The organism is Weissella soli, from assembly GCF_001761545.1.
Taxonomy (GTDB): domain Bacteria; phylum Bacillota; class Bacilli; order Lactobacillales; family Lactobacillaceae; genus Weissella; species Weissella soli.
In genome coordinates this window covers 456,437-482,520 of sequence record NZ_CP017326.1, presented here as the reverse complement: position 1 = coordinate 482,520, position 26,084 = coordinate 456,437, and the positions used below count along the sequence as shown (strand labels likewise).

27 protein-coding genes and 1 riboswitch are annotated in these 26,084 nt (G+C 43.1%); of the genes, 2 read left to right on the top strand and 25 right to left on the bottom strand.

Annotated elements, in window-relative coordinates; genetic code table 11:
• Nucleotides 1-74: 74 nt before the first annotated feature.
• Nucleotides 75-251: riboswitch (Lysine riboswitch) on the bottom strand.
• Between the two features lie 108 nt (nucleotides 252-359).
• On the top strand, nucleotides 360-803 hold the full coding sequence (locus WSWS_RS02295) for a GNAT family N-acetyltransferase (protein ID WP_070229744.1): 444 nt from the start codon (nucleotides 360-362) through the stop codon (nucleotides 801-803).
• A 133-nt stretch (nucleotides 804-936) separates the two neighbouring features.
• Here WSWS_RS02295 and WSWS_RS02290 read toward each other — a convergent pair whose 3' ends face one another.
• From WSWS_RS02290 to WSWS_RS02250, 9 genes are all read right to left on the bottom strand, one after another.
• Nucleotides 937-2,118 carry an MFS transporter gene (locus WSWS_RS02290; RefSeq protein ID WP_070229743.1) on the bottom strand — a complete coding sequence of 394 codons (1,182 nt, stop codon included), beginning with the start codon at nucleotides 2,116-2,118 and terminating at the stop codon, nucleotides 937-939.
• On the bottom strand, nucleotides 2,111-4,195 hold the full coding sequence (locus WSWS_RS02285) for a beta-glucosidase (protein WP_070229742.1): 2,085 nt from the start codon (nucleotides 4,193-4,195) through the stop codon (nucleotides 2,111-2,113). Before WSWS_RS02285 ends, WSWS_RS02290 begins: the two co-directional genes overlap by 8 nt.
• 47 nt (nucleotides 4,196-4,242) lie before the next feature.
• Complete coding sequence (locus WSWS_RS02280; protein ID WP_070229741.1) at nucleotides 4,243-5,160, bottom strand: AraC family transcriptional regulator; 918 nt, start codon at nucleotides 5,158-5,160, stop codon at nucleotides 4,243-4,245.
• Nucleotides 5,161-5,439: 279 nt separating this feature from the next.
• Complete coding sequence (locus tag WSWS_RS02275) at nucleotides 5,440-6,375, bottom strand: peptidylprolyl isomerase (protein ID WP_070229740.1); 936 nt, start codon at nucleotides 6,373-6,375, stop codon at nucleotides 5,440-5,442.
• A gap of 122 nt (nucleotides 6,376-6,497) precedes the next feature.
• Nucleotides 6,498-8,969 carry a carbamoyl phosphate synthase preATP-grasp domain-containing protein gene (locus WSWS_RS02270; RefSeq protein ID WP_070229739.1) on the bottom strand — a complete coding sequence of 824 codons (2,472 nt, stop codon included), beginning with the start codon at nucleotides 8,967-8,969 and terminating at the stop codon, nucleotides 6,498-6,500.
• A gap of 1 nt (nucleotide 8,970) precedes the next feature.
• A complete protein-coding gene (locus WSWS_RS02265) occupies nucleotides 8,971-10,050 on the bottom strand; it encodes a carbamoyl phosphate synthase small subunit (RefSeq protein WP_070229738.1) in 1,080 nt (359 codons plus the stop codon).
• Between the two features lie 91 nt (nucleotides 10,051-10,141).
• Nucleotides 10,142-10,660, bottom strand: a complete 519-nt coding sequence (pyrR, locus tag WSWS_RS02260) for a bifunctional pyr operon transcriptional regulator/uracil phosphoribosyltransferase PyrR (RefSeq protein WP_070229737.1) — start codon at nucleotides 10,658-10,660, stop codon at nucleotides 10,142-10,144.
• Between the two features lie 282 nt (nucleotides 10,661-10,942).
• Entirely contained in the window at nucleotides 10,943-11,854 is a 912-nt protein-coding gene (locus WSWS_RS02255; protein WP_070229736.1) for an RluA family pseudouridine synthase, read from the bottom strand.
• On the bottom strand, nucleotides 11,851-12,231 hold the full coding sequence (locus WSWS_RS02250; RefSeq protein WP_070229735.1) for an EbsA family protein: 381 nt from the start codon (nucleotides 12,229-12,231) through the stop codon (nucleotides 11,851-11,853). Before WSWS_RS02250 ends, WSWS_RS02255 begins: the two co-directional genes overlap by 4 nt.
• A 70-nt stretch (nucleotides 12,232-12,301) precedes the next feature.
• On the opposite strand from WSWS_RS02250, the gene WSWS_RS02245 reads away from it, so the two are divergent.
• Entirely contained in the window at nucleotides 12,302-12,694 is a 393-nt protein-coding gene (locus WSWS_RS02245; RefSeq protein ID WP_070229734.1) for a ribonuclease HI family protein, read from the top strand.
• Here the strand turns inward: WSWS_RS02245 and WSWS_RS02240 are convergent.
• The 16 genes from WSWS_RS02240 to WSWS_RS02165 form a co-directional block, all read right to left on the bottom strand.
• Nucleotides 12,684-13,685, bottom strand: a complete 1,002-nt coding sequence (locus tag WSWS_RS02240) for a nucleoid-associated protein (protein WP_070229733.1) — start codon at nucleotides 13,683-13,685, stop codon at nucleotides 12,684-12,686. The two genes, WSWS_RS02245 and WSWS_RS02240, sit on opposite strands and share 11 nt — an antisense overlap.
• 135 nt (nucleotides 13,686-13,820) lie before the next feature.
• On the bottom strand, nucleotides 13,821-14,570 hold the full coding sequence (locus WSWS_RS08305; RefSeq protein ID WP_070229732.1) for a CAP domain-containing protein: 750 nt from the start codon (nucleotides 14,568-14,570) through the stop codon (nucleotides 13,821-13,823).
• Nucleotides 14,571-14,928: 358 nt separating this feature from the next.
• A complete protein-coding gene (locus WSWS_RS02230; protein WP_070229731.1) occupies nucleotides 14,929-15,618 on the bottom strand; it encodes a triose-phosphate isomerase in 690 nt (229 codons plus the stop codon).
• Nucleotides 15,615-16,325, bottom strand: coding sequence for a ribose-5-phosphate isomerase RpiA (gene rpiA / locus WSWS_RS02225; protein WP_070229730.1), 711 nt, complete (start codon nucleotides 16,323-16,325; stop codon nucleotides 15,615-15,617). The genes WSWS_RS02230 and rpiA overlap by 4 nt, the downstream gene beginning before the upstream one ends.
• A gap of 83 nt (nucleotides 16,326-16,408) precedes the next feature.
• Nucleotides 16,409-16,774 (bottom strand): fluoride efflux transporter FluC, encoded by a 366-nt coding sequence (locus WSWS_RS02220; RefSeq protein ID WP_070229729.1) that lies wholly within the window; start codon nucleotides 16,772-16,774, stop codon nucleotides 16,409-16,411.
• Nucleotides 16,771-17,142, bottom strand: coding sequence for a fluoride efflux transporter FluC (locus WSWS_RS02215; protein WP_070229728.1), 372 nt, complete (start codon nucleotides 17,140-17,142; stop codon nucleotides 16,771-16,773). The genes WSWS_RS02220 and WSWS_RS02215 overlap by 4 nt, the downstream gene beginning before the upstream one ends.
• Nucleotides 17,143-17,187: 45 nt before the next feature.
• The gene (locus WSWS_RS02210) at nucleotides 17,188-17,994 is read right to left on the bottom strand and encodes a GHMP family kinase ATP-binding protein (protein ID WP_070229727.1); all 807 of its coding nucleotides are present in this window, start codon (nucleotides 17,992-17,994) and stop codon (nucleotides 17,188-17,190) included.
• Between the two features lie 151 nt (nucleotides 17,995-18,145).
• Entirely contained in the window at nucleotides 18,146-18,976 is an 831-nt protein-coding gene (locus WSWS_RS02205; RefSeq protein WP_070229726.1) for an amino acid ABC transporter substrate-binding protein, read from the bottom strand.
• Nucleotides 18,977-18,980: 4 nt separating this feature from the next.
• Nucleotides 18,981-19,631 carry an amino acid ABC transporter ATP-binding protein gene (locus WSWS_RS02200; protein WP_070229725.1) on the bottom strand — a complete coding sequence of 217 codons (651 nt, stop codon included), beginning with the start codon at nucleotides 19,629-19,631 and terminating at the stop codon, nucleotides 18,981-18,983.
• A 12-nt stretch (nucleotides 19,632-19,643) separates the two neighbouring features.
• Nucleotides 19,644-20,288, bottom strand: coding sequence for an amino acid ABC transporter permease (locus WSWS_RS02195; protein WP_070230806.1), 645 nt, complete (start codon nucleotides 20,286-20,288; stop codon nucleotides 19,644-19,646).
• 449 nt (nucleotides 20,289-20,737) lie between these two features.
• A complete protein-coding gene (locus WSWS_RS02190; RefSeq protein WP_070229724.1) occupies nucleotides 20,738-21,634 on the bottom strand; it encodes an ROK family protein in 897 nt (298 codons plus the stop codon).
• A gap of 258 nt (nucleotides 21,635-21,892) precedes the next feature.
• Nucleotides 21,893-23,206, bottom strand: coding sequence for a type II restriction enzyme (locus WSWS_RS02185; RefSeq protein ID WP_070229723.1), 1,314 nt, complete (start codon nucleotides 23,204-23,206; stop codon nucleotides 21,893-21,895).
• A 4-nt stretch (nucleotides 23,207-23,210) separates the two neighbouring features.
• A complete protein-coding gene (locus WSWS_RS02180) occupies nucleotides 23,211-23,987 on the bottom strand; it encodes a DNA adenine methylase (protein WP_237342597.1) in 777 nt (258 codons plus the stop codon).
• A 234-nt stretch (nucleotides 23,988-24,221) separates the two neighbouring features.
• On the bottom strand, nucleotides 24,222-24,716 hold the full coding sequence (locus tag WSWS_RS08105; protein ID WP_114981093.1) for a hypothetical protein: 495 nt from the start codon (nucleotides 24,714-24,716) through the stop codon (nucleotides 24,222-24,224).
• Between the two features lie 183 nt (nucleotides 24,717-24,899).
• Complete coding sequence (locus WSWS_RS02170) at nucleotides 24,900-25,598, bottom strand: hypothetical protein (RefSeq protein WP_070229720.1); 699 nt, start codon at nucleotides 25,596-25,598, stop codon at nucleotides 24,900-24,902.
• Between the two features lie 123 nt (nucleotides 25,599-25,721).
• Nucleotides 25,722-26,030 carry a hypothetical protein gene (locus WSWS_RS02165; protein WP_070229719.1) on the bottom strand — a complete coding sequence of 103 codons (309 nt, stop codon included), beginning with the start codon at nucleotides 26,028-26,030 and terminating at the stop codon, nucleotides 25,722-25,724.
• Nucleotides 26,031-26,084: the final 54 nt, after the last annotated feature.

Here is a 26,084-nt window from a genome sequence, read left to right as displayed (position 1 = left end):
GAGGTCTATCAGAACGAACAAAAAAATCCGTAGCCTGCTAAACAACAGACCACGGACTCATCAAGTACGTTAGTTTTGTCGATAGCGCTCCGCAGCCGACTAATTTTGCTGCGACAGTCCATACGTTATTCACGGATAGACCAACAAATGACTTTGCCAAGCCATTCATTTCGGCAACCGCCCCTTTTGATTCCTTCAAAGCTTGCCAGCTCCAGAACCTACTCATGTTGATCGCGACCTCTATGTCATATTTAATTTACAAATATTGATATTACTGGACTTTCAACAGAATGTCAAACAGATAGGCAGATTATCTTAAATTTGGTACGCTAGCTGTATCATATTCGAGGAGATACCCCATGGAATTACGGTCTTGGCAACCAGCCAATGAAACGATTTTTATCCAATTACTGAGCGAGGAAAGCATCAACACAGCCTTACAAGTCACTGGTAATTTACACACCCTCTTTACCCATTACTTAGCCACCCCATCTGTTGCCATTCGTGTGGACAACACCATTGTTGGTGGCATTTTTCTCGACGAAGATATCGATAGTCAAAGGCTTGAAACGACGCATGTCATCAGCTATTTCTTGCACCCTGATTGGCGACATCAAGGTATCATGACCGTTGCTTTGCTTGCCTTGCTACAGACCTACCACCAAACCACGATAACGGCTGAAGTTGATGGAAACAATGCTGCTTCAATCGCCCTCCTAAAACGCCTCGCATTTACCGAGGTGACGCAGTTTACAAATATTTTTGGACAAACCATACGGCTATTTACTAAAGAAATTGTTTAAAAAACGAGTGTCCCCACTTGAGCACTCGTTTTTTAAATTCATCATAGGATTCTAATCGACTGTCAGAAAGCAGCTAGTCAAATAGTTGTTTCCTCAGAACAAGTATGCCGTTCAAAGTCATCGCGAGTTTGGATTACTTTGATACTAATTGACCACCCTCTGCTTTCTTACCAAATTGACTAATAAGTAAAGTAGCAGCCATTATGCCACACAAACCACCTGCAAATATAAAGGAATGACCACCAGCCGAGATGCCCAATAAACTAATAATTTTTGGAGCTAAAGCTGATGCTAACCCATTAATAAAGCTATAAATGGACATGACCATTGGTATTTGATAAGGTTCCGAAATCATCGCGGCCAAGAACGGCGCTGTTGAAGTGATCGTAACCATACTAATGTTAGACAGCAAACCTGCGATGATTAACATAAAGGCATTAGTGGCAAATTCTCCTAAGAATAACGCTACTAAAAGACAAATAAACCCAAAAGCCAATGTGTTAGGCTTGCTCATTTTTCTAATGAATTTAAAGCCAAATCCAGCAATGATACCGCCAATTGTCCCAATTGAACTGACGATACCGGTAAGACTCGTACCACCAAGCCCTTTAGAATTGACTACGATCGATAAATTTGAAAGGTAAGATGTGTAAGCGATTCCCATGATGGCAACTGCGACAAATATCATCATTATAGAAGGATTAAATGCCTTAATAATTGATAAGGTAGACGTCTTACCGATATTCTCTTCAGTCTGTGTTTGTGGTAAATCTTTAGGTAAACAGATTAGCACCACTAAGAAAACCAAAATTCCAATTCCAAATACCCAATATAGGTTATACCAATGTGTCGCACCTAAAGCACCACCCGCAGCAATCAGCACCATACCTACCAAAGAAGTCACACCGTTTCCCATACCAAGAATACTAGATTGCTCCTCGCCTTTAAAGTATTCCGAGACTAACATTGGATTAATTGTTGTAATAAAGCCAAGGCCAACACCCAGCACCACCGAACATGCCAAAAGTCCAATAACTGAACTATGCCATACAGCTGGTAACATCCCTGCAATGGTCACCAACGCTACTCCTAACAATACCAGATATTTTTTGGAGAATTTCATCGCTAATTGTCCCGCAACCAAAGTCGATAATAATACACCTAATCCAGGTAATGTGCTTAGTAACTGGATGGTCGAAATCGGGGTATGGGGGAAAGACTGCGAGATCGCCACAATCGCTGATCCAATGACTACACTAGATAAGTTTAGTGCCAGCATACTGACGATACCAATTTTTAATTTTAAATTAGACATCGTAACTTTCTCCCTGTAAACTTACAATTCCTGCAAGCAAGTCATCATTAGCTGAGCTTGTACCGATATACACTGTATACTCCATATATTCTAATTCAAATTGATCAGTATCAGGATTAAACCATGTCAATTCTTCGAACGGTACCGTGATTGCAACCGTTTTACTTTCACCCTGAGCTAAGTTGACTCGTTCAAAACCTCTCAATATTTTAACTGGACGATCCACTGATGAATTTTCAAAACCGATATAGCATTGAATAATTTCATCACCGGAACGATCCCCAGTGTTGGTAACTGTAACCTGTGCTTCGATCGATTGATTCTTAACCTCAAATCTTGCAGCACTAGTTTCAAAAGTTGTATATGAGAGACCAAATCCGTATGGAACTGAGGGCACGGTGCCTTCCTTTTCAAGCTTAGTATAGCCATGATAGTAGTCGTACCATTGACTTTCAGTATCCCAGTTAACTTGTGGCAGATCGGACTCCTGGAAAGGAACCACATATGGTAATTTACCACTTGGATTCACATCACCAAAGATAATTTCTGCAATCGCAGTGCCACCTTCCATTCCTGGATAGTAGGCCATCATAATAGCTCCAATTGTATCTTTCCAGTCTTCCATCATAATCATATTACCGCCAATTAGAACTGCTATGCTATTAGTATTGACCGGTCCGACTGCTTTAAGTAATGCTACTTCATCTTCATGTAACCCGAGTGATTTAGTCCGATCACCACCAACTGCACCTGTATAATTATTTTCTTGATCTTCAGTGATATATTCACCTTCATCGTCGTAATTATAACCCACAACAAAGATGACTGCGTCTGCCTTCTCTGCAAGTTCTTTAGCATGTGCTAGATCTTCACCACTATAGTAGATCAACTCACTTTCAGGTGATACTTTGCTAAGTCCTTGAAGCGGGGTAACCACGTATGGTGGATATACACGACTAGAACCATGATCGCCAATATTTTCTTTCTCAGCTAGTTTACCTAGAACAAGAATTTTTTTATCTGTTTTTTTATCTAAGGGTAGGACATTTTGATTTTTAATCAACGTAATCCCTTCACGTGCAGCTTGTAAGGCTAAAGCCACATGTTCTTGATTAGCTAAAACATCAGTTCCGTAGGCTTTATCATCATTTTGAGTAAAAGCCAAAATAGTGCGCACAATTCGTAGCGCTGCATCATCAATTTTACTTTCCGATACTTGACCCTCACGCACAGCGTTGACCAAGCGAGGGCCAAAAAACTCAGTGCCACACATTTCCATATCTTGACCGCCGTTTGCTGCTGCAACAGTATCATTAATACCAAAGAAGAAATCACTCATGACAAAACCATCAAAATTCCATTCTTCTTTTAAAACCTCATTCAACAAATAGTTATGGTGACCCACCTTTTCTCCCTCATAGAGATTATATGAGCTCATAACTGAAGCGACACCAGCATCAATAACCTTTTTAAAATGAGGTAAAAAGACTTCTCTTTCAGTCCGCTTATCAGTATCAACACTAACTTTAAAACGTGAAATTTCCATTTGGTTGAAGGCATAATGTTTGACGCAAGCCATTACATTTTCTTCTTGAACACCTTCCGTAAGTGCCTTACCCATTTCTCCTAAATGATAACTTTCTTCACCATAGGTTTCTTGACTACGCCCCCATCCAGGGTTATAGGGTAAATTGATACACACACCAGCATATAAATTGCCCCCGTAAGCTTTAGTTTCTTGACCGATAGCATGTCCAATTGCGGTTTCTAGTTCTCGATCAAAAGTAGCTCCGCGCAACATTGATACCGGAAAACAAGTCGATTGTCCGGTTCCACTAACAACCCCTCTAGGGCCGTCACAGAAGAGCATTTCATCGACACCAAATTGAGGCAGACCACCTGCTCCAAAAGGAATATAATTGTAATGCACATTTGGATTGCGAGCTTCCTCAGCCATCAGCGACTCAATGTCTACTTTCCCACTCATCAAAGAAACTTTTTCTTCTAAGCTAAGCTTGTCAACGATAGCCTGAGCTTTGTCTGTTAAACTCAAGCGATATTCTCTTGTTACCTTCATCCTACGATCCTCAATTTCTATGATAGATGCAACATTTTGATCGGTCTTCAATCCCATTCTCGTAATAGTCGCATTGCTTTACCCAAATCTGTAGAAAAATAATTTTTAACCGAAGAGGTTTTTTCGATAATTTTATCCGATTGTTTAAAAGTCGCGGGTGTCATGCCAACTTCTTTTTTAAATGCACGGTAAAATGATTTATCGCTGCCAAATCCACAAGCTGAAACAATATAACCTATTGGCCTATCTTCAAATTTAAGTAGATATTTAGCATGGTCAATTCGATTTTTCAATACGAGATCTTTTAATGAAAATCCCAAGTATTTTTTCAAAAACCGGTAGAGAGTTTTATCTGAAACACCTAAATCTTCACAAATATCTTGATGAATATTTTTTGATGAAAAGTGTAGTTGAACATAGTCCAAAACTAAAGTTAATAGCTTAAGATCTTCTTGATCGACCGCTACATTACTGTTAGGGTGAACATCATAAATACAGTTTTTGTAGAGTTCTGCCAAAAAAAGGTGTAGATTTGCTTGCAATAAATGTCGCGATCCTGGATCTTCTTTTTTTGCAAACAATCCAATTTCTGCCAGTGTATGTCGAAAAACATCATAACCTTCTTTAGGTTCGTAACTTTCACTTGCACTATTCAGATAAAAATAATACTGTGCATCAGGGTGACTTGGATTACTCATTAATTGTCGATCAATTTGTACAAAGAGACACAAATTATCTTGACCTTCACCAATGAGCTCATGTACTTCCTGTGAATTAACTAAAGCAATATCTCCAGCCGAACATAGAGTTGTCTGATTTTTGCAACTTAACCGAACGCTCCCGTCGAGCACTAACATAACTTCATAATCATTATGCCAATGATAATTTGAATGGTTGATTGAAGCGATAAAAACATTAATTGCGACTGCTGTAATGTGTTTAATTTCCTCATAAATGTAACTCATAATTTTAATTTAGGATCCTTAATCTATAATTTGGTTACGCTTACATTATAGCAAACACAAGGTTTATGTGTTCTCACGTTATATCAAATCAGTACCCATAATTAGACACACGGCCTCGTAATAACTTAATAAAATTTATTAACGAAATCGTCATTTCTCTTAATTTCAATCTATAAGTTGAAAAAATAAAGTACTGAAAAGCACCTTACAAAAACTTTGTAAGGTGCTTTTCAGTACTTTATAACTCAGTAACATTTGTTGAAGAATCTTCCTAATCGATTACTTACTTGATGATGAAGATGACTTAGCACTTTCAGCTGCTTCATAGTACGTTGACAAGATTGACTTCAGATCGCTGTCCTTAATTGTCACCTTGGCCTTGTTTAATTGATCACCAACCATGGCTTGAACAGTTGTCGTGTCGCTCATCTTATCAGTCACAATAATGTTCTTCAACTTCTCCTTCATCGCTGCAAATGACTTCTTCTTATCAAGTGAGTTCATCTTGATTACGTAGTAAGTCGTTGTGCCAGTTGATGATGAAGTGACCTTGACAGGGGTCGTTGTGTACTCACCCTTCTTCAACTTAAAGGCCGCCTTTTGCACGGTTGAATCCACCGTAGTTGACGTTGAGTCAAAGGCTGACATCTTACCACCAGCTGACTTAGTAGTCGTGTCAGTAGACTTACTCTTAGCCAAGGTAGCAAAGTCCTTACCCTTCTTCAAAGAAGCAATAACATCCTTGGCAGCGCTCTCTGAATCAGTTGTAATGATTGAGATATTTACCTTAGCATGGTAATTTTTGTATTCCTTCTTCAAAGCGGCGTTCGTGAACTTCGTCGTTCCCTTCATCGCTGCTTCTTCCAAAGCCTGCAAATACAAACTGTCACGGAAAGTAGCTTCCGTCATCCCATTTGATGTCAAAGTGGTTGCAAATGAACTACCATATTGCTTTTTGACTTTGTTATATTGCTTGTCAATTGACTTTTGTGAGACATCATCCCCAAACTTCTTAGCCAAAACCTTTTCGATAATCATATTGGCTAAAACTTGTTGTCCGGCCGGTGTTTTCTTCAATTCTTTGTAGTAGCTTGCCTCAGAGACTGAGCCAGAATCACTGACAGCAACATTTTTTGTGTTACCGCCCATTCCATAAACGACTAGTCCGACGGCAGCGGCAATGATTACCACAAAGCCTAGTACTTTCTTCCACATATTGGAAAAACCTCATTTCTATTTTTCAGCAAAGTCTATTGTATCAGTAATTTCAGTGAATATCGACCAATACATTAAAGCTTTCACATATTTTTATAAATCGCACGCACCAGGGCTTCACGTTAACCTAGCTTTTTAAGCGTTGCCCCCATTGCAAACCGACCATTATCGACGACATCCTTGATGTTCAGATGCTCAGCGTAATCCGGGTCAACATAACGTAACCGTGCAGTATCCATCAACCAATCCTGTTCATCCCAGTGGGTCAAAATGTGTTCGTCAGCCGACGTTTGGGCATGCAGCATGTAGCGCACGACCATCCGTAACCAATTGATTCCCGTGACCTTCGACAAAAACGCCACATGGGTAAAAGGCATTGGTCGAATATCGTCTGCCGTCACTGCTTCAGTAATCGGCAAGTGATCCGTGACTAATTGATAAAGGCCAGGTGACAGCACTGCCAACTCAGGTGTTGGCAAGCTATCAACTAATGACTCAGTTAACACGTTATGATCAATCTGAATGCCTTCATTATCATGCTGTGTCACGGCCAACACATAGAGCCGTTCCCCATTAAAGAAGTAATTAATAATGGTTTGCGTTTCATCGTACTCGACGCTTGCGGGTAGATATTTGGACTTAGGGATCACATGGACACGTAACCCAAGTTGACGCAGGCTAGTAATCAACTTGATACGATTACCTGGCACAAAGATATGGTATGGGCGCTCAATCTCAATCACATTCATCACATCGGAAATCTCCAATGGTTCAAAGTAGTGCTTGTCGGCGATCTGTGGGATAAACAACAAATCGTGCGGATTGTTATTCATCACAATCGTGGGCACATTAAGACGCCGTAATTCAGAGGCCACTGACGCCATGGCAAATGAGGCCGCCGCCCCATCGCCTAGTCGGAACGCACCGGTACCGATCACCAAGGCCGATTTATCGCTAAGCTGTTCACTTTCATTTTCCGATTCAAAAGTCGAATAATACTGAGAAACAGATTCTTCAAATTCACCAGCTGATGGTTCAAACGCTTTATAGGTCGGTAACACATTATTATCCCAACGATAACGCCGAATGTTTTCATATTCGTCATCCCACAGTTTAGCAATCAAACCGTCACTTAACCCATAGTATTTGGCATCCTTTAAAGTATCCAAATCCCAAGGTGCCGTACTTACATCACGCTCTAGTTCCATAATGCGGCGCAACTTATAAAAGTAGAACGCATCAATTTTAGTAAGCTCAGCTAGTTCATCAACCATATAACCGCGACGTAAGGCCTCGATCAAAACTAAGATACGGTTGTCCCGCGGATGAATAATTTGTTCAATCAAATCATCTTCTGATAAGGAATTCATGACAGTCGGTGAAAACGAACGATTATTAAAGTGCGCCGCCCGAATCGCTTTCTCCAAAGCCTCTTCTAGACTGCGACCAACCCCGATTGTCGCGCCGACCGACTTTTGTACGGTGCCCAAGCGATGATCAGTCACAATCCAATCAGCCTCTAATTCCCCAAAACTAAACACTGGGAAGCGTACCACGATATGGTCCATTGTTGGCTCCAACATGGCGGTGTTTTCAGCATAAACCGATGGAATCTTCACTTTATCCAAAGTCTCACCTAACAGCAATCCCGTCAAAACTGGAATAACTGGATAGCCAGTCGCGACCATCAACAAACTTGAAGTGCGGTCAAAGTAGGGCGTCACCCGGGTGACGACGTACTCTTGCGTATTTGGTTCCACTGCGAATCGGACTTCAGTCAACCCACGAATATTAAAACCACGTAAAATGCGGAAAGTTGACTGGCGTAAGATTTGCATCGCCGGATCAGATAAAGTCTGCAACGGGGTAATCGAGATCGAATCGGCCGAATGGATACCGACTGGATCCAGATCCTCAACACCACCAATCATCAGCATATTATCTTGGCGATCACGCATCGCGACGACGGCCACTTCCCGATAACCAGCAATACTCTGATCAATATTTGCTTGATGGGTTAATGAACGGTGTAACGCTGTTTCAATACCATCTTCCAGTGATTCAGCATCATCAATTTGCATTCGCAAAGTTTCACCCATTGGTGCAACCGGCCGAATCACAACCGGGAACCCAAACTCACGCGCCGCATCAAAGGCTTCAGCCACTGTATTAGCTAACCGCGTTTTCACAACGGGCTCGTTGATGGTTGCGAGATGTTCTTGCAAGGCCTTTGAATTTTGGGTAGCTTGCATCACCGCCAAAGACAACCCTAAAATCTCAGGGGCGTCTGCTTGCATTAATTCTTGGATTTCAGCACTTAAGCGAATCGCCGTTAAGCCACCCAGGGATGCGACGATTGCGGTAATCTCATGTTCAGTGATGATGGTGACCAATGTCGGTGCATCTAACGTGGCGGTAATGGCTTGGATATCATCGCGTTCGAAGGTGAAACTGTATGGATTATCATCGACCAAAATGATCTCATGGCCGCGTTTACGCAACATTGAAATCATCTGATAACTGGCTAAATCACTCTCAGTTTCACGCCCAAAATCATTGGCAGACCCGCCAATGATTAATATTTTTTCGCTCATTTTAACGGGCCTCCTTACGCATGTTCACTAATTCCATGAATTCCATAAAAATACTGGTTGCCTCGTATGGACCAGGTGCCGCATCTGGGAAGAATTGCACACTAAACGCTGGGTAATCACGGTGGCGTAATCCTTGGATTGATTGATCCATCAAGTCAACGTGCGTGACCATCAGCGAGGTATCTGTCAAACTGGCTGGATCGACCACGTAACCGGCGCCTTGATTAGCAAACAACAAATGACCCGTAATTTTTTCGCGGATCGGATGATTCATCCCATGATGTTCTACTGGCAGCTGTTCCAAGGTCGCTCCATTGGCTAAGGCAAATAATTGATGCCCCAACCCAATGCCAAATAATGGCACTTCAGCTTGGAAAACACGGATCATTTTAATCAAATCAGGGTTCATTTGGCGCGGATCACCTGGACCAGATGACAAGACAATCCCGTCTGGATCCAAATTAGTAATCTGTTCCATCGTGGCATCATAAGGTAGAACCGTGACATTGGCATCATAATCACCTAATTGACGCAAAATACCATTTTTTAGTCCAAAATCAATCACCACCACGTTCGCATCACGACCAGGGTTAGCATAGGCCTTAGGGGTTGAAACTTGGGCCACTTGCCGGGTCGTGAGCACCATTGCCCGTAATTGGTCAAAGGCATGGTCATCTGGCACATCGACAATACTAGCTTTTTGCGTGCCGGTTTGACGGAGATGGCGTGCCAATTGCCGCGTATCAATGCGTGCCAAACCTGGAATATTATGCCTTTGTAGATAAGAATCCAAGCTCATTTGTTGTAAACGATTCGTTGAAATGTCCGCAATTTCACGGACAATCACCCCTTTAATCGTTGGCACAATGGCCTCATCAGCCATGTGGTTCACCCCCACCGCACCAATCGTTGGTGTGGTAAACATGACCATTTGATTATGATAAATGGGATTGGTAATCACTTCTTGGTAACCAGTCATCGCAGTATGGAAGACCAGCTCCCCAAAAGTTGTGGCAGGCGCTCCAAAGGCTTCCCCTGCAAACACCGAACCATCTTGTAAAATTAAAAATCGTTTTGTCATGATGTTCAGTGGCGAACCACCACTCCTTTCATCAGTGCTGGAAGCAGCACACTAAATTCTCTCGATTAGTCGTTGATTAATCAGCCAATAACTAGTTAATCTCGACAGCATCTTCGCCATCAATTTCGGAAACCTTCACACTAATCCGCTCTGAGGCTGCAGTGGGAATGTTCTTACCGACGAAATCAGCCCGAATTGGCAGCTCACGATGACCGCGATCAACGAGCACCGCCAAATTAACGGCGGCTGGGCGGCCATGGTCCATCAACGCATCCAAAGCAGCCCGAATTGTCCGACCGGTGAACAAAACATCATCTACTAAGACGACCCGCTTGTCATCTAGTTCCACCCCTAAGTCAGTGATATCGGCCACATGGCGTTCTTTATTGTCGTCACGATAGGTTGAAATATCTAATTCAGCGACAGGGATTTCGGCATTTTCCAGTTGTTGCAAACGCTCCGCAATCCGACGTGCGATATACACACCACGCGTTTTAATGCCGACAATCACAAGATTACCGACACCCTTGTTTTTTTCAATAATTTCATAAGTAATTCGGGTCAATGCCCGTTGCATTGCCATTGCATCAACAATTTCTTTAGTAGCCATTTTTAATATCCTCATTAAATTAATAAACTCGGCGCCATCTGATAGACAACGTCGAGTTTGACTGACTCATTCGTTGCCTTCTTGACGTATCTCTGTACGTCATTAAGAAAGCGCCCCCTGGGTACTATTTTATCAAAAAATCTAGCAGAACACACTCTACTTCTGTCAACTACGCACCGATCTTGGCAAACTACCGCCATGGTGGCACGTTCATCGCCCACGACGCCGTAAAAAATGCGCTGCAACTGGCGTTAAACAACCAGGATCACTCCGGGAGGTTGCTTACTTTTCAATCTCTGCGTAGGGCTCTAATTCTGACAAGAACTTTTCAAAGTTGGCTGGCAATGGTGCTTCAAAAGTCAAGTCTTCGCCAGTCGTTGGCTGAGTTAGCCCAAGCGTAGCCGCATGCAAATATTGACCAGTTGCCGATACGGATTTCTTAGGACCGTATAATGGATCTCCAGCAACCGGATGGCCAATGTAGGCCATGTGCACCCGAATTTGGTGTGTCCGGCCAGTCTCCAATCGGACTTCCAATAAGGTATACCCCACATAACGCTTCATAACCTTGAAATGGGTCACTGCATCACGCCCACCCTTGATCACAGCTTGTTTCTTGCGGTCAGCATTCGAACGGCCAATGGGTGCTTTGATCGTGCCTTCATTTTCCTTGAATTCACCATGCACTAAGGCATAGTAAAGCCGCAAATTCTTTTTTTCTTTCAGTTGTGCCGACAAAGCTTCATGGGCTTTATCATTTTTGGCGACCATCAGTAGACCAGACGTATCCTTGTCAATCCGGTGCACGATGCCCGGCCGGAATTCACCATTAATGGTTGATAGTGGCGTATGGAACATCAAAGCATTCACTAACGTCCCACTTTCATGGCCCGCGGCGGGATGGACAACCATCCCCTGAGGCTTGTTGACCACTAATAAATCCGCATCTTCATAGACGATATCCAAAGGAATATCTTCTGGCTGAATATCTACTTCAACCGGTGCCGGAATCGTCACAACAATTTCTTCGCCAGTCTTTGCTTGGTACTTGGCTTTTTTCACCATGCCATTGACCGTAACCAATTCATGGTCAATCCAGTCCTTCACTTGTGAACGTGAATAGTCTGGTAAGGCATCGGCGATGACCTTATCCAAGCGTCCGGTATTTTCTGTTACTATAAATGTTTCAATCACGCGTTTGTGTCCTCAATTCGTTGTTTCAATTCGGCATAAATTGCCTTTGATAGTTTAAAGTAATAATGATCACCATTGTATTGGAAGAGAATGGCATTTTTCGTGAATTGAACCTGATGTAAGCCAGTGATACGCACTGACAAACGTTGGGGACTGAAAAGTTGCGTAAAATGGGCAAACCCTGCGTCATCGATTTCAACGCGGCGCCGGAAAATCGCAAATCCTGCAACCACCAAAAAAACAATCAATGACCCCCCCGTCCAAACATTAAAGTGGGTCACTTCCAACTGCATAATTAATGAAAAAAGGGCAATCATTAAGATCCACGCCCATCCGACAAGTCCCACGACGCCAGCTGGTTGATAAAAGCCTTTCATGTTAGTGTCTCCTTTTTTAATGCATTATGCTACTCTTAATTTAAAAGTATACCAGATTGGAGCCAAGTCTATGTTAATCAAATTATTCACTGATGCTGCCACGCGCTATGAAACGGGCGCCAGTGCAGCTGGTGTGGTCGCAGTTCTCGACGGGCAACAGCACCAATTCTCAGTCTTTCTTGGTGACCATCTGACCAACCATGAAGCTGAATTTTTGGCAGCCATCCGGGGATTCGAATTTCTGCATGAGCATGCAGCCTTTGATGACACCATCTTTTTTTACACCGATTCCCGACTCGTTTCAGATAGTCTTGGCAAGGATTATACTGGCCATTATGCCACCTTACTAGCACAACTCACCACCGTGACCGCCCCGTTTAAATTAATCATCACCCAATGGGTTCCTGAAAAATCAAACCAGGGCGCCCACCGCCTCGCGCTGCAAGCATTACCTAAGCGTTGAATTTACTGTCAATCCCATCGATATTTTTAATCATCAACGTCAGCTTGCCATCAGGATGATTCGCAAATTCCACTTGATCACGGTCTTGATAGGCAGCCATGGGGATAGAAATCTCAATTCCTGAAGCCAACTTGAACTTTTGGACGCTGTATTTCTTTTGGTAGCGTTCTGAATTATCGACCTTGATTTCATGATTAATCGCCCGGTTTTGCAAAGATTCGTGGTAGGCTTCCTTCGCTGTCACATTATCCTTAAAGACGGCTTCGGCGATTTCGTCGGTGTCGATCTTACTAAATTCTGACACGCTTTGAAAAATCGTTGCTTGCGTTGTCGCTAAAGCTTCGAACTCTGGAATATCAAATTTATTCGCAATGTGTTTAACGGCTTGCTTCACCCCTTGCAGATTTCCTTTCACACTGGTCAAAGGTACCATCTCCAAAAAACGTTCTGAAAAATAGTTTGTCCGGTGACCGTCAACCCGATATTGTTTCTCGATCAAGCGATAAGCACCAGTCATTAAATTGACGATAATGCCTTCTTCGGGTGTTGTACCCGCTCCTGGCAAAATGGCTTGATTTAACACTAATTGATTAACCATCGCGTCTGCTTGATAATCAACCATGTGTGAATAGCGTGGCGCAAAATTGACTTTAAACATAGCAAAAAAGTCAGCCTGGCCCTCAGCAAATTCCAGTGTGAGCATATCACCGGCTGGAATTTCAGTTTGCGCTTGAATCACGTCATATAGCTTTTCAGCTAAACGGGTTGTTTTCTCAGCAAAAGTCAGCCCATTACCATCATCAAGCACCGCTGCCAAGTAGTCATCACCCTGTAATTGGCCTGTTTTGAAATCACCCTGATTGAATTTTTCAATAATTTTTTCAAAATATTCATGAATACCACTCTGGTTAATATCCATTTCTGCTTGTGAGGCGATCAATTGACCTTGATCTTTATCCAAAATATGCAAAATGGCATGTTTAATAATCATGATTTCTCTCCTGAATTCTCAACTGTTCTATTAGATGATCCGAGTTATCCTTTTTCAAATCGCCCTCGAACACATAAAAAGACTCAGCACATACCTCTCTTGATGAGATAACGGCTGAGCCTTATTTATTTTGGTTTAGTAAGCCTCACCAACGATAACGCCATTAACGTAGCCAAACCCAACATGGGTGTAGCTACTATTCATTTCCCAGTCACGATGACCCGTACCAGTTGATGAAGTCATATTCGTTTCGTTGTACCAAGCTGAAACGACTGTGGCACCAGCAGCGAACCCGATTGAGATCACTTCACCTGAAGTGCTCCAGTGGTCACTAGGTACACCTGAAGCTGCCGTCAAAGCTGCTCGTGATGTCGCTGTAGCTGCTAATGAACTATCCCAGATCAATTCATTCAACCCAGCTGCCTTACGCATCGCGTTAAGGGCTGCCAAAGTAGCATCGGCTGAAGTTTGAACAGAAGAACTAGTGCTTGCTGTCGTCGTGGTTGATGTCGCGGTCGTCGCCGTGCTTGAATCGCTTGTCGCCGCAGCAGAAGTTGTTTCATCGGCAGCTGAGCTAGTGGTTGTAGTCTTTGATCCAGCCAACTTCAACTCTGAACCTGACACAATCAAGTCAGAAGATGACAAGTCATTATATGCTTGCAAGTCTGTCACGGATACGCCAGTGGCTTCTGAAATTGAATTCAACGTGTCACCACTTTGAATCGTGTATGTAGGCACCTTGTTTGAGGCTGCCTTCACGTTCTTAGCGTTATCGACTGACTTGTCACGGAATGATGAATCATCAGCTGAGGCTTGGCCTCCAAAGAAGGGGACTGAAACCCCCGCTGCTGCTACTGCTAAACCGACCATTTTCTTTGCATTCATATGTATCTTTACCTGACCTTTTAGTGTTAATCGCTGTACTTGAGGATGATGCCAAATATCTTCTGAAAACATCATTTGCTAACCAACTTCCAGCTACTTGTTTTGTCGATAAATATCAGACAAAATTCCATGACGCAATCATACCAATTTTGAATAACAGTGGTATTACAATACGCAAACAATTGTTTTCACAAACCATGACGAAATGGCAGTCACCGCCAGAGCCCCGGTCTAATGCATCTTTAACACTTCTTAATGTTCGGATGATTTCTATAATATTGGTCCTAAGTCGTCAAAAAAGAGCAAATCAGCCTTGATTTGCTCTCATTGTTACATGATTGTGTCGTAAAATTCTGCTTTATGCTAATTGATTTAACGCCGTTAAGACAGGTTTGAATGCGCTTACGTCATGATAGCGATCCCCAATCAACACACCATCATAACCTAACGCATGGGCAATTGGCGCACCGACTTCATCCATATGACCACCCACAATAAATTTGTACTCGACCTCAGGCTGATTTTGAGCCATATACCGACGAATATTGTTATGCACATCACGTAATTCATCAATGGAATACAAAGCCTTGCCCAGTTCTGTGGAAGCCAGTGACTCATACGCCAAGATGATTGGTCGACCAGCCAACGGTTGTGCATGCAATAAGGTGTCCAATTCCTCGACCACCAAACGAATATCACTGTATTGTCCAACCGACAAGATTGGTCGAATATTATTGGCCAACGCGTTCGCGAGACGTTCACGAACAATCAATAAACCTTCATTTAATGACTTACGCCGTTCAAGATGACCGATAAAACTGGTATCAATGTTTAAATGATGCAACACACTGGGTGAAATTTCACCGACCGTCCGTGTTGGAATAGTCAAATTCTGACTGACAATTTTGAAATTATCATACTGACTGGCAACCGGCAATGTCGGCGCCACATACAGTTCAAAATCCACCGCTTCATGTGACAAATCATCCAAAAACTGCAACTGCTGCTCAAAATCGACTAAGTTCTTAAAATTTAGTACACCAATCATTTGATAACCTCCTCTTGAATCGTAGTAACTTTCTTTACTACGCGCAACTCTGTGCCACCGACGATCACGGCATCGGCAATATTTAGAAATAATCCATGATCCACCACCCCGACCGTTTGCTTTAATTCAGTCGCCAGGGCTTGTGGATTCGGATGATCTTCAATGTGTAAATCAATGATGTAGTGCCCCGCATCCGTGGCAATTGGGACACCATCACTGGCCATCCGCATGGTTGGTTGATAACCATGCTGTTCAAAGCGCCGCAGCAAGGAGAAACTGCCATAAGGGACGACCTCCACGGGCACCGGAAAATTCCATAAGCGTTCATGTAACTTTGATTCATCAACGACCCAAATATTGCGTTTCGAATTGGTCGCGATAATCTTTTCAAAGAGCAACGCGGCCCCGCCACCTTTGATCCCGTTGAGTTCGGCATCCACTGAATCCGCCCCATCCACGGTCAAATCAATCGGAATAATACTGTCACCTTGATGAATTCGAATCCCGAGTTGTTCAGCCAACGCCGCGGTTCGTCCTGAAGTGACGAATCCCAGGACATCCAATCCCTCTTCACGCACACGCCGAGCCAACGCTTCGACAAAATAACGGACAGTACTCCCTGTTCCTAAGCCGATCACCATGCCATCTTCAACGAGTGTCGCGGCATATTCACCTGCTCGCCGCTTATTTTCAATAACGTTATCCATATTGGCCCCTTCCAAAAAAGACGAATGTGTTATACATTCGTCCCCCTCTCAATATGTTAGAGATCATCAAATGTATATCTCTATTATAAGTTTTGTGCCACCCAGATACCAGCCATTAACACCGGTAGTCCCCCAGCAAATGCCAGAACTGTTTTTCCAACCACTACTGGTAGCTCACTCGGTGCTTGCAACGCATCGACCAATTCGACAATCGGTGCTGAAAAAGTCGAATAGCCCCCTAAAATGCCGGCCATCCAAAAAGCACTCGCGACATCTCCTAGCTTGAGACCATAGGCTAAACCAATCAGGAAAGCCGCCGAAAGATTGATGACCATCACCATCCACTTGCTGGCTTTGCCAAACCATTTTGGTGCCCATTGTAGTAACGCGTATCGGCCAATCGAGCCAAAAAACGCACCACCACCAGCCATGACAACCTGTACCATCATCCGTTTTTCACCAACTTTCCACCAAGCCAACGCGCCAAGAAGACGGCGATCACACCACCAATGATACTAATGCTGACCTCAGCCAGCGCCACCCCGATTGGATACTTCACCATCTCTAACAACATTGATGAATAAGTTGTAAAGGCGCCAAGGATCCCTACTAAGACAAAATCACTCGTTACTTGGGTGACTTGTTGCAAATTGCCAGCGATTAACACAACGGCTAAAGCTGATAGAAAAGTCCCCGTTAGGTTAATCATGATTGTGCCTACTGGGGCTGCATTCGCCATTACTAATTCGATTAATTCTCGTAAACCACCACCGATAATGCCACCAAGGCCCACGGCGAGGATTGTTTTCATAGTCATTTTAAACTTACTTCCATCTTATAAAATTCACTAGCTCCACACACGCTACTCGACAACCAGTCCTTGTGGGGCGATCTCTACCACTTCGTAGGTACCCGTCAAATCATCCATATGTCCTAACACATCGGTGAGATCAGTCACCATATCAGCCGGTACTAAAACCATGACTGTCCCACGCGTGTCCGCCAGATAGGTCCCGTAAATATCCAACGCATGGGTTGCCTGGCGCACCCGCTCCAATGCAGGCGTGGTTACCTCAGTCGCCTCAATTAAGCGTCCTGCTAAGGCTACCTGACCATTCTGCCAAGCCGCTAATAACATCGTCGCTGCCGGACCATTTACCATTGCGCGCGCATGGGTTAATGACTCTGTTGGTTTATAAATCAATACACGATAATCTGGCACTACCACACCTGACGCATATAACTCACCTTGTGCAAAATACCCCACCGTTGCGCCACCTAAAATGGCTGGTAACACATGCCCTGGATGTCCTTCTGTCCGGGTTGCTAGGACCAATTTCGTGTAATCATCCAGCTGTAAATTACCCAGTTGATTCGCCAACTCAATACCCGCTACTAAAGCCGCTGTCGACGATCCTAACCCCGACTGCAAGGGGATCTCTGACTGTACGGTTAAGCTATGGGGCTGCAAATCGGGGGCTAGCTTGGTGGCAACCGCCACAATATAGTTCGTGTCATCACTGGGAATCGTGGCACCTAAGTTGTGTTCAACGTGCCAATCCGTGGCCAGTGGACCAACCTCAACCGTTAAATACCGATTCAATGCTAGGCCTAATGAATCAACACCTGGACCCAAATCGGCCGTTGTCATGGGAACTTTAATTCTCATTGCCCTACTCACTTTCAAATTCAGTTTCTATCCATTTTAGCATAGGCGGTTTCTCAATTGCAGTGAACCAGCTAAACACATCTCATCAGCGATACATGCAAAAAACCAGTGCACAACTGAAGCTGCGCACTGGTTTTAATTTTTTATCAAATTAATCGTTGTTCTTGGTACCAAAATACTTCTTTGAAATATCATCAATGGTGCCATCTTTTTGGAACTTGGCAAGCTGCTTATTAACCTTCGCACGCAGGGTGGCGTCACCCTTACGGAAGCCAACCCCATACTCATCTTGTGGGAATTCCTTAATCGTGGTGATTTTGAAATCTGATGGATTCTTTTCGTGAGAGACATAGTAACCAGCATAATCACTATCAATCAAAACGGCATCAATCCGGCCAACCTGCAAGTCATTCAGCGCCTTATCAAAGGTGTCATATTGTACTGCATCCTTAACTTGATCTTTCAAAACTGACTTGTATTGGTTATATTCACTGGCACCAGCGGAACCCGTTTGCAACCCAAGCGTCAATCCCTTCATGTCAGAAGTCTGCTTAATCTGTGAGGAAACCATTGAGACTAGTACTTGGCGGTCCTTGTGATAAGGCGTTGAGAAGGCCACCTTTTTCGCACGTTGGGCGGTGATTGTGTACCCATTCCAAATCATGTCGATGTGACCGGTCTTGAGTTCCGTTTCCTTCATTGACCAGTCAATTGGTTGGAATTTAACTTTCAAGCCCAATTTCTTGAACGTCGCCCGCGCTAAATCAACGTCATAACCGACCAACTTGCCGTTCTTATCACGGAAGCCCATGGGTACGTAGGTGTCATCTAATCCAACCACGACCGTCTTATCCGCCGTGGTCTTGGCCCAGGTATCCTGATTAGCAGATGCGCGGAACCAGATTAATCCGATTAAAGCCACCACAACTGCTAACACGATACTGTTACCAATAATTTGTTTACGCCAATTGATTTTCTTCATATAACTAACCCCGCTTTACATCGGTCGCAAAATCAAACTTGCGATCTGAAACAGCTTCTGCGAATGGCAAATCGTGCGTTACGACCAGTTGGGTCACGCCTTGTTGCTTTAATTGATTAATTACTTCAATCACGCGCGCTGTCGATTCTGCATCTAAACCTGATGTAGGCTCATCGTAGGCCAAAATACCAGGCTTCATCGCCAAAGCACGGGCAATCGCCACGCGTTGTTTTTGACCACCTGACAATTGGTATGGATATAAATCAGCTTGGGTTGTCAGACCCAGATCAGCAATCAATTGATCGGCTTCGGCCAAGGCCACCTGCTTGTCCAACTTGGCCACATTGATGGGTGCCAAAGTGATATTCTCGCGCACCGTGTATTGTGGAAATAAATTGAAATCCTGGAAGATGACACCAACCTTGGCACCATCAGCACCCGTGCGGTTGCCCGTGATATCTAAGTTTGAGCCATCTAAAGTGATGGCCCCCGCATCAGCTGGCAATAAACCAGCAATGATCCGTAGAAAAGTCGTTTTACCGATACCTGAAGGCCCGACAATCGTTAGGACTTCACCATTGGCAACGGTCAAATTCACATCTTCAAAAATCACACGCGCATCATAGGCTTTTGTTAAAGCATTAATTTCTAACATAAATCCAGCTCCTTACTTGTAATAGTTCAAGTTTGTTTCAACGCGACGCATGATCACTGTGGCAAATATTGTCAGTACGAGGTAGAGCACCCCAACCATCAGATATGGTACTAAGGTCACATCTCGGGAGGCTGCAATATTACCGGCACGCATCAAGTCTGCCAACCCAATAACATATACCAGTGATGTATCCTTTACCAAATTCACGACTTCATTACCCACGGAAGGCATGACGATCTTGACGACTTGTGGCAAAACAATCTTTCGCATCGTCTGGAACTGTGATAACCCTAGCACCTTAGCACCATCGTATTGACCTTGAGGGACGCTCTGCAATCCACCACGGAAAATTTCCGCAAAGTAAGCAGCATAATTGAGAATAAATGTAAAAATAGCAGCTTCAAAACGTGGGAAGGTTGCGATATGGGCCAGGCTCAAACCATAGTAGACAAACACGATTTGTAGTAATAATGGTGTCCCACGCATGATCCAAATGTAGCCATTCGTTAACCAACGTAGTAAATAAATTTCAGAACGTAACGCCATCGAAACGATCACGCCCAAAGGCAAAGCCCCAATAATTGTTAAGATAAATACCCCCGCCGTCATCTTTAATCCTGATAACATGCTGGGTAAAATGGTCATCACATATTCCATACTCATACTCACTTTCTCTTTCAAATCGCATTGTAATTTATGCTAATAGTCATACCAGAACCACGAAATCTTGCTGTTTTAAACACAAAAAAATCCTCAGTGCATCATATTTGATACGCTGAGGACGATTACTCGTGGTTCCACCTCAATTTTGCCAGGGATTACTCTCCTGACACTCATGCCCCTGTACGTCTACAGGTGGCCCATTCATAACGGAATGACCCGGATATAGTCTCTATACCAGTTAATCGCAGGTGTGGTTCGTATAGTTTCCTTGATCGCTTCCCAATTTCAGCGCGACTCTCTGTGCAAGAAATACTACCTACTCGTCTGTTCGTAACTAATTTATGATACTTACTTTAACCGTCGTTTAATGTATTGTCAACAAAATTGTTTAAATATGCAAAAACCCTGGTCAGGACAGTCACGTCATATGACCTCTTTATTAATTAAAGCGTGGTCTTGGCATATTGCGCCGCCCCAACGATCCCCGCATCGGCCTTCATTTTGGCTAATTTAATCGGTGGTAACTCAATATCTTGATAACGCAACAAATCACTCATCACAATGTCTAATGTTGTGAGCAATTCTTCCAAAAATGTGCTCCGGTTTGTCACTCCCCCAGCAATTAGGATCAACTCAGGATCAATCATCATCACGGCGTTCAAGATGCCATGCGCTAAGCTGAGATAAAAACGTTCCACGACACTAGCGGCCACGGCATCCCCAGCCTCAGCTGCTTCAAAGACCTGCTTAGCATCCCGGTTAACATTGCGACCAGTTGCTAGTTCATAATTACGAATCAAGCCAAACACCAATGACCCCTCAAATGATAACGAATAATCCATTTCGTTGGTCTCATGATATGGATTCATTGACTGGAAACCAAACTCACCGGCCATCCCATGCTTGCCGGCATAAAGCTGTCCATTAATGACCAAGCCACCACCGACACCGGTCCCTAGCGCAAATAAAATATAATTATCGACATCCTTAGCATCGCCGACCGCTTGTTCGGCCAACGTTGCGGCATTGGCGTCATTTAAGATCGCCAAGGGCTTCGTAATAAGTTGTGTCAGCTCTGCATACAAATCAATTTTAAACATCGACCGTAACGCACCAGCCGTGCGCAAATAACCCTTACCCTGAATAACCCCAGGAAAAGAAACGCCTACTTTTTCAGCAGTCGGAAACTGAGCTACCAAATCAACAATGGTGTTAATCACGGCATCGCGCTCATCAATCGTGGGTATGGTCACCTTACTAGCTTGCCTAATTTCACCAGTGTCACTAACTAACGCTGCCTTGATGGTTGTCCCACCAACATCTATGCCTAATATCTCCATGATTAACACCCCCAATTACTCTTGTGTGCTAATTATACATTCTAACCGGCAGTAATGAAAGCGTTTTCAAAAATATGTAATGAAGGTTAACATTATTCAATTATCTTTCGGTGTTGCCGTATTATACTGTTGGTTTGTCAGCTTTTGAGTCCAGCACAGAGCAAGAGCATTTTATAATTGTTAGATCAAATATTTTCATACCAATTTCAAAAACGATTAATCAACTACCATATTTTAGCTTATCAAATTTGCTAAGCGTTAATCAGTAACTTGTAGCAACATCCACTCCATCATCGCCACTACCGTAGAAGCCCTGCGTTTCATTGTTGACTCGCTTAATTGTAAATGCTCATCACGCATCATCGCCACAATTTCATGTCCATTCATTTTGTGTCCTTTCAAATACGCTTGCCCAACTCGATTAAACAATCTCGTATGAAAAATTTCATGGACAATGGCTAAATTTCTCGAAACTCCAGAAAGCGAAGCGACCTGCCTCCCGACTAGAGAAAGTTCAAACTCGCCTTCAATATTTTTTTGTACCAAATTAAAATACAACAAAAAATTACCATAATAATCGGACTGTCTAGGATCAAACCCAAACATCACCGCGATGTCAGAATTTTTCATCGGGGTTTTTCCGAGTTCAACCAACAAAGTAATGATTTTACTCATATCATTTGCTTGTGGAAATAACTCTGCAGGCGTCTGCCGTGTTTCAACATGTTGCGCAAATGCTAACAAACCGTCCTTAGTAGCATCAGTAACCTCATTATCAATTAGTTGAAATTCAAATCGTTTGACTTCATTAATACTGTTGTAGCTTGAGGCATCAACAAATTCAAAGACTCTAATTCGAGCGTACTGTGCAGCAGAATCTATCTCAAAGAATACTGGATAAATCGGCTTATTCCAAATTTTAAGATCCGACAGTAATTTACGATATGGAAAATAAAGCTGTCGAACCAAAAAATTCGATTCTTTCACACGTTTGGCTTCAATAACATAAATTGCTTTTCCCGATTCTAAAATGGCATCAATTTCAATTTGCGGATTATCCAAAATGATGGAGTTGACGTAATCCTTCGTAACGCTAGCAATATTGAATTGCCACCGGCCGCCACCCATCCGACCATTCAGTGTTCTGACTAATTCCGTCTCATCGAATGCATTTTGAAAACCACCAACTGCTATGGCCGCACTTATCCAACTATTTTCATTCCAATTGGTGACCTTACCCTGCAATGTAAGTAACTCCGGGACTTTATATTGATGTAGTGAGTCAGGTTGACCACCTTTAAACTCAGCATACTCTTCCATATTCCCAATAATGTACTTTGACGTTGAGAGAGGCATAATGTTGATTTGTTGTTCAATAAAAATATCTGGTAAATCTTCACGCTTATCAAACTTAGATAGATTACGAAAATCTGGACCGCGTAATTCTTTCGAAATCATATTCACTTCTTTAGCCGTGAACTCGATTAATTCTTTTTGATTTAGCTTTTCATAAAACGTTGGATCACTCTCTAGGAATGCTGTCCACACCTCATTTTTTAATCCCCTAACCATATGCCTACCCCACGTTTGTCACAATCACTTCACCAACCTTACCGCGTGAATTCGCTTTTGCGCCTACACTTCTTTGAGCGGTCACCTGATGAATATGAATTCCTGGAATATCTCCATACAATTCATAAATTTGCGGTACATCCGAATTCGATAACATCACGTAAACACCTGATTGATGCAATGTTTTGACTAAATCACGTAGTCGAAGTTGTTCTGCATAGCCGAACTCGGCCGAATAGCTGGTAAAACTACTTGTTTCAGTTAATGGAATATATGGTGGATCAAAATATACAAAATCACCTGTACTCACTCCCGCCACAGCCTTAGAAAAATCGCCAGATCGCATCTCAAGTTGAATAGAATTCAAAAAAGTTGATACCTGTCGAATCGTTTGAGTATCAGCAATGTTAGGATTCTTATAACTGCCATAAGGGACATTATTTTGCCCCTTCTTATTCATCCGCCAAAGCCCATTAAACCCAGTTTTCAGCATGTAGATAAACCGCGCTGCTCTTTCAATTTCCGTCATATTCTCAAGACGACCATCTCGGTCTGTAAGCCGAATATCTAGATAGTATTCTTTTGTATTTTTGCTAGCATGTTCCGACAACTTGCTTAACAATTCTTCAGGAAATTCTTTCACTATTTTCCAGGCGTTAACCAATTCAGGATTAAAATCATTGATAACTGCTTTAGCTGGATGTAATGCAAGAAAAAAGGCACCTCCCCCGATAAATGGCTCAAAATACGTTCCAAATTTCTCTGGAACGTATTTCGCCAATTCTGGTAAGAGTTGCCTTTTCCCGCCGACCCATTTGATAAATGGACGGACTTCACCTAGTTGGTTGGTTGGTTGGTTGGTTGGTTGGTTGGTTGGTTGGTTGGTTGGTTGGTTGGTTGGTTGGTTGGTTAAGCATGTCTTGGATCCCCTGTAGTTGCAAACTTTTAATCAAAATAGATCTCATTATTGATCAGATTTGCAACTTGGATCAAGATCGAAATGAACATTACTTTATTATTCAACCTTTCCATTCAACAGATATCCTCGCAACACGCCCTGCATTCGGTAGGCAGTCGCCCGTGAAACACCAATTCGGGGTGCTCGTTCAGCTAAGGCATCGTCTGGAAATGCCATGATATCTGAAATTAAATTGACCATCTGGCAATCATCTGCCAACCGTGTTCGTAATTGACCTAGGGTCACGTAAAGCTCTGATCGCCCAAATTCATCACCTGCCACCTGGGCCTCCTCAATAGCTACTGTCATTGCGCATTCCCGAGCTTCTCGGCGCTGATAACCACGCTGTAAATCTCGTAAACGCCAATGCAACCATTTGAACAACGCAGGATTTTGCTCCGCTTTTAAATCTGGCTCTGCGCGCAATTGTTGCAAAACCGCAATGCGCAAGTCTTGTAAATAATCGTCGTAATACAAGTTGGTTTTCCAAATGCCCGCACGCCTCAACACACCATGCAAAATTTGTTCAAATTCCTTGACTCGTTCATCCATCATGAATCCTCCTATTCGTACGCATCAAGTATCCTATGGCATGTACTTTTGCATGTCAGGTTGGCTACTAGGTTAGTTCAGAATAGTTTTTCAGATGTCTATCTACCCTGATGACACCTTTTCATTCAAGTCAGGTTCCTGTGATGATATGTTATTCTGCATGGAATACTGCGTATTATTAGGCTATCTCAAATACCAATCCGCATAAACGGTATTCGGTCTGAACTTAATCGGTGCATCATGAATGGATTGCGCTACAACCGCTAAATACTCTCTTAGTTCATCATCGTTAATTCCCCTGGCAACCTGGCCCAACTCACAAATCAAATTAAGTTGGCGCCAGATATTTTGCTGGCTGGGTGATAATTGAAACGTCATCGCCGTTGGCCACGGAATAGACCTCAATATTTCACTACCCGTATAGTGCCACATCAGCACCTTAATTTCCTGCAAACGACGCATCACGGTACTTTGTTGCAAGGCCACTTCAATCGACCACCCATCGATGAAGCCAATGCGGGTCGTGCGTGCGGTGGCTGGTTGCACAGTAACAATCTGCGTAACATTTAGCCATGCTGTTGATTTTTCAAGATGGCTGCCAACAGACCACCAACAACTCTGCCCGTGCACGGCTGGGACAGGCGCTTTGATTTGCAATACCCGCATTAAATTGGCAACTGCATCTTGCTGACGATTCACCTGTACAAATGCTTTTGGCGCACGCTTGCCAAAAACTGGTGTTGTTTCGCCGATGTACCACACTGCACTGACATTCCTCAGTGGCATACAAGGTGTGACACACTGCATATCAGAACTTAAACGTAGTTCCAAAACTTCATGTGGGTCGACCTTAGGCCAGTGATTATCTACAAAACGTTCCATGTTGATCTCCTTGATCAACTAGTATATCGGATCAACAGTGATGGTATGCTGCTTTTATTTGAAGAGAAAAAGAAAAAGCAATCAGATTTCTCCGATTGCTTATGACAATTATTCATCCAGAATTTAATTGCTTTTCTTCAATGCACGCCGGCGCTTAACTGCACCCACAATTAATACGATAGTCAAAATCAGGTTCCAAGCCATTAAGAACATCAACCATAGGCTAATGTTATTCATAGCCGTCTCAAAATGATTTAACGTGACATAATTATTTGAGATATTGTCAGCCAATGTATTCAGCGCTTCAGTATACACTTTATCCATGCTGCTTAACTGCTTGGTGAGTTCTGACGTCAGTTGCGTTACGTCCGTAGCTAATGAAAGAGCTGAATTTGCGCTATCCAGCAATGCGTCTAAATCTGTAGTGTTCATAAAACCTACTCCTAATAAATGTATTTGGCAATCTGCCTATTAGGAGGATGTTTT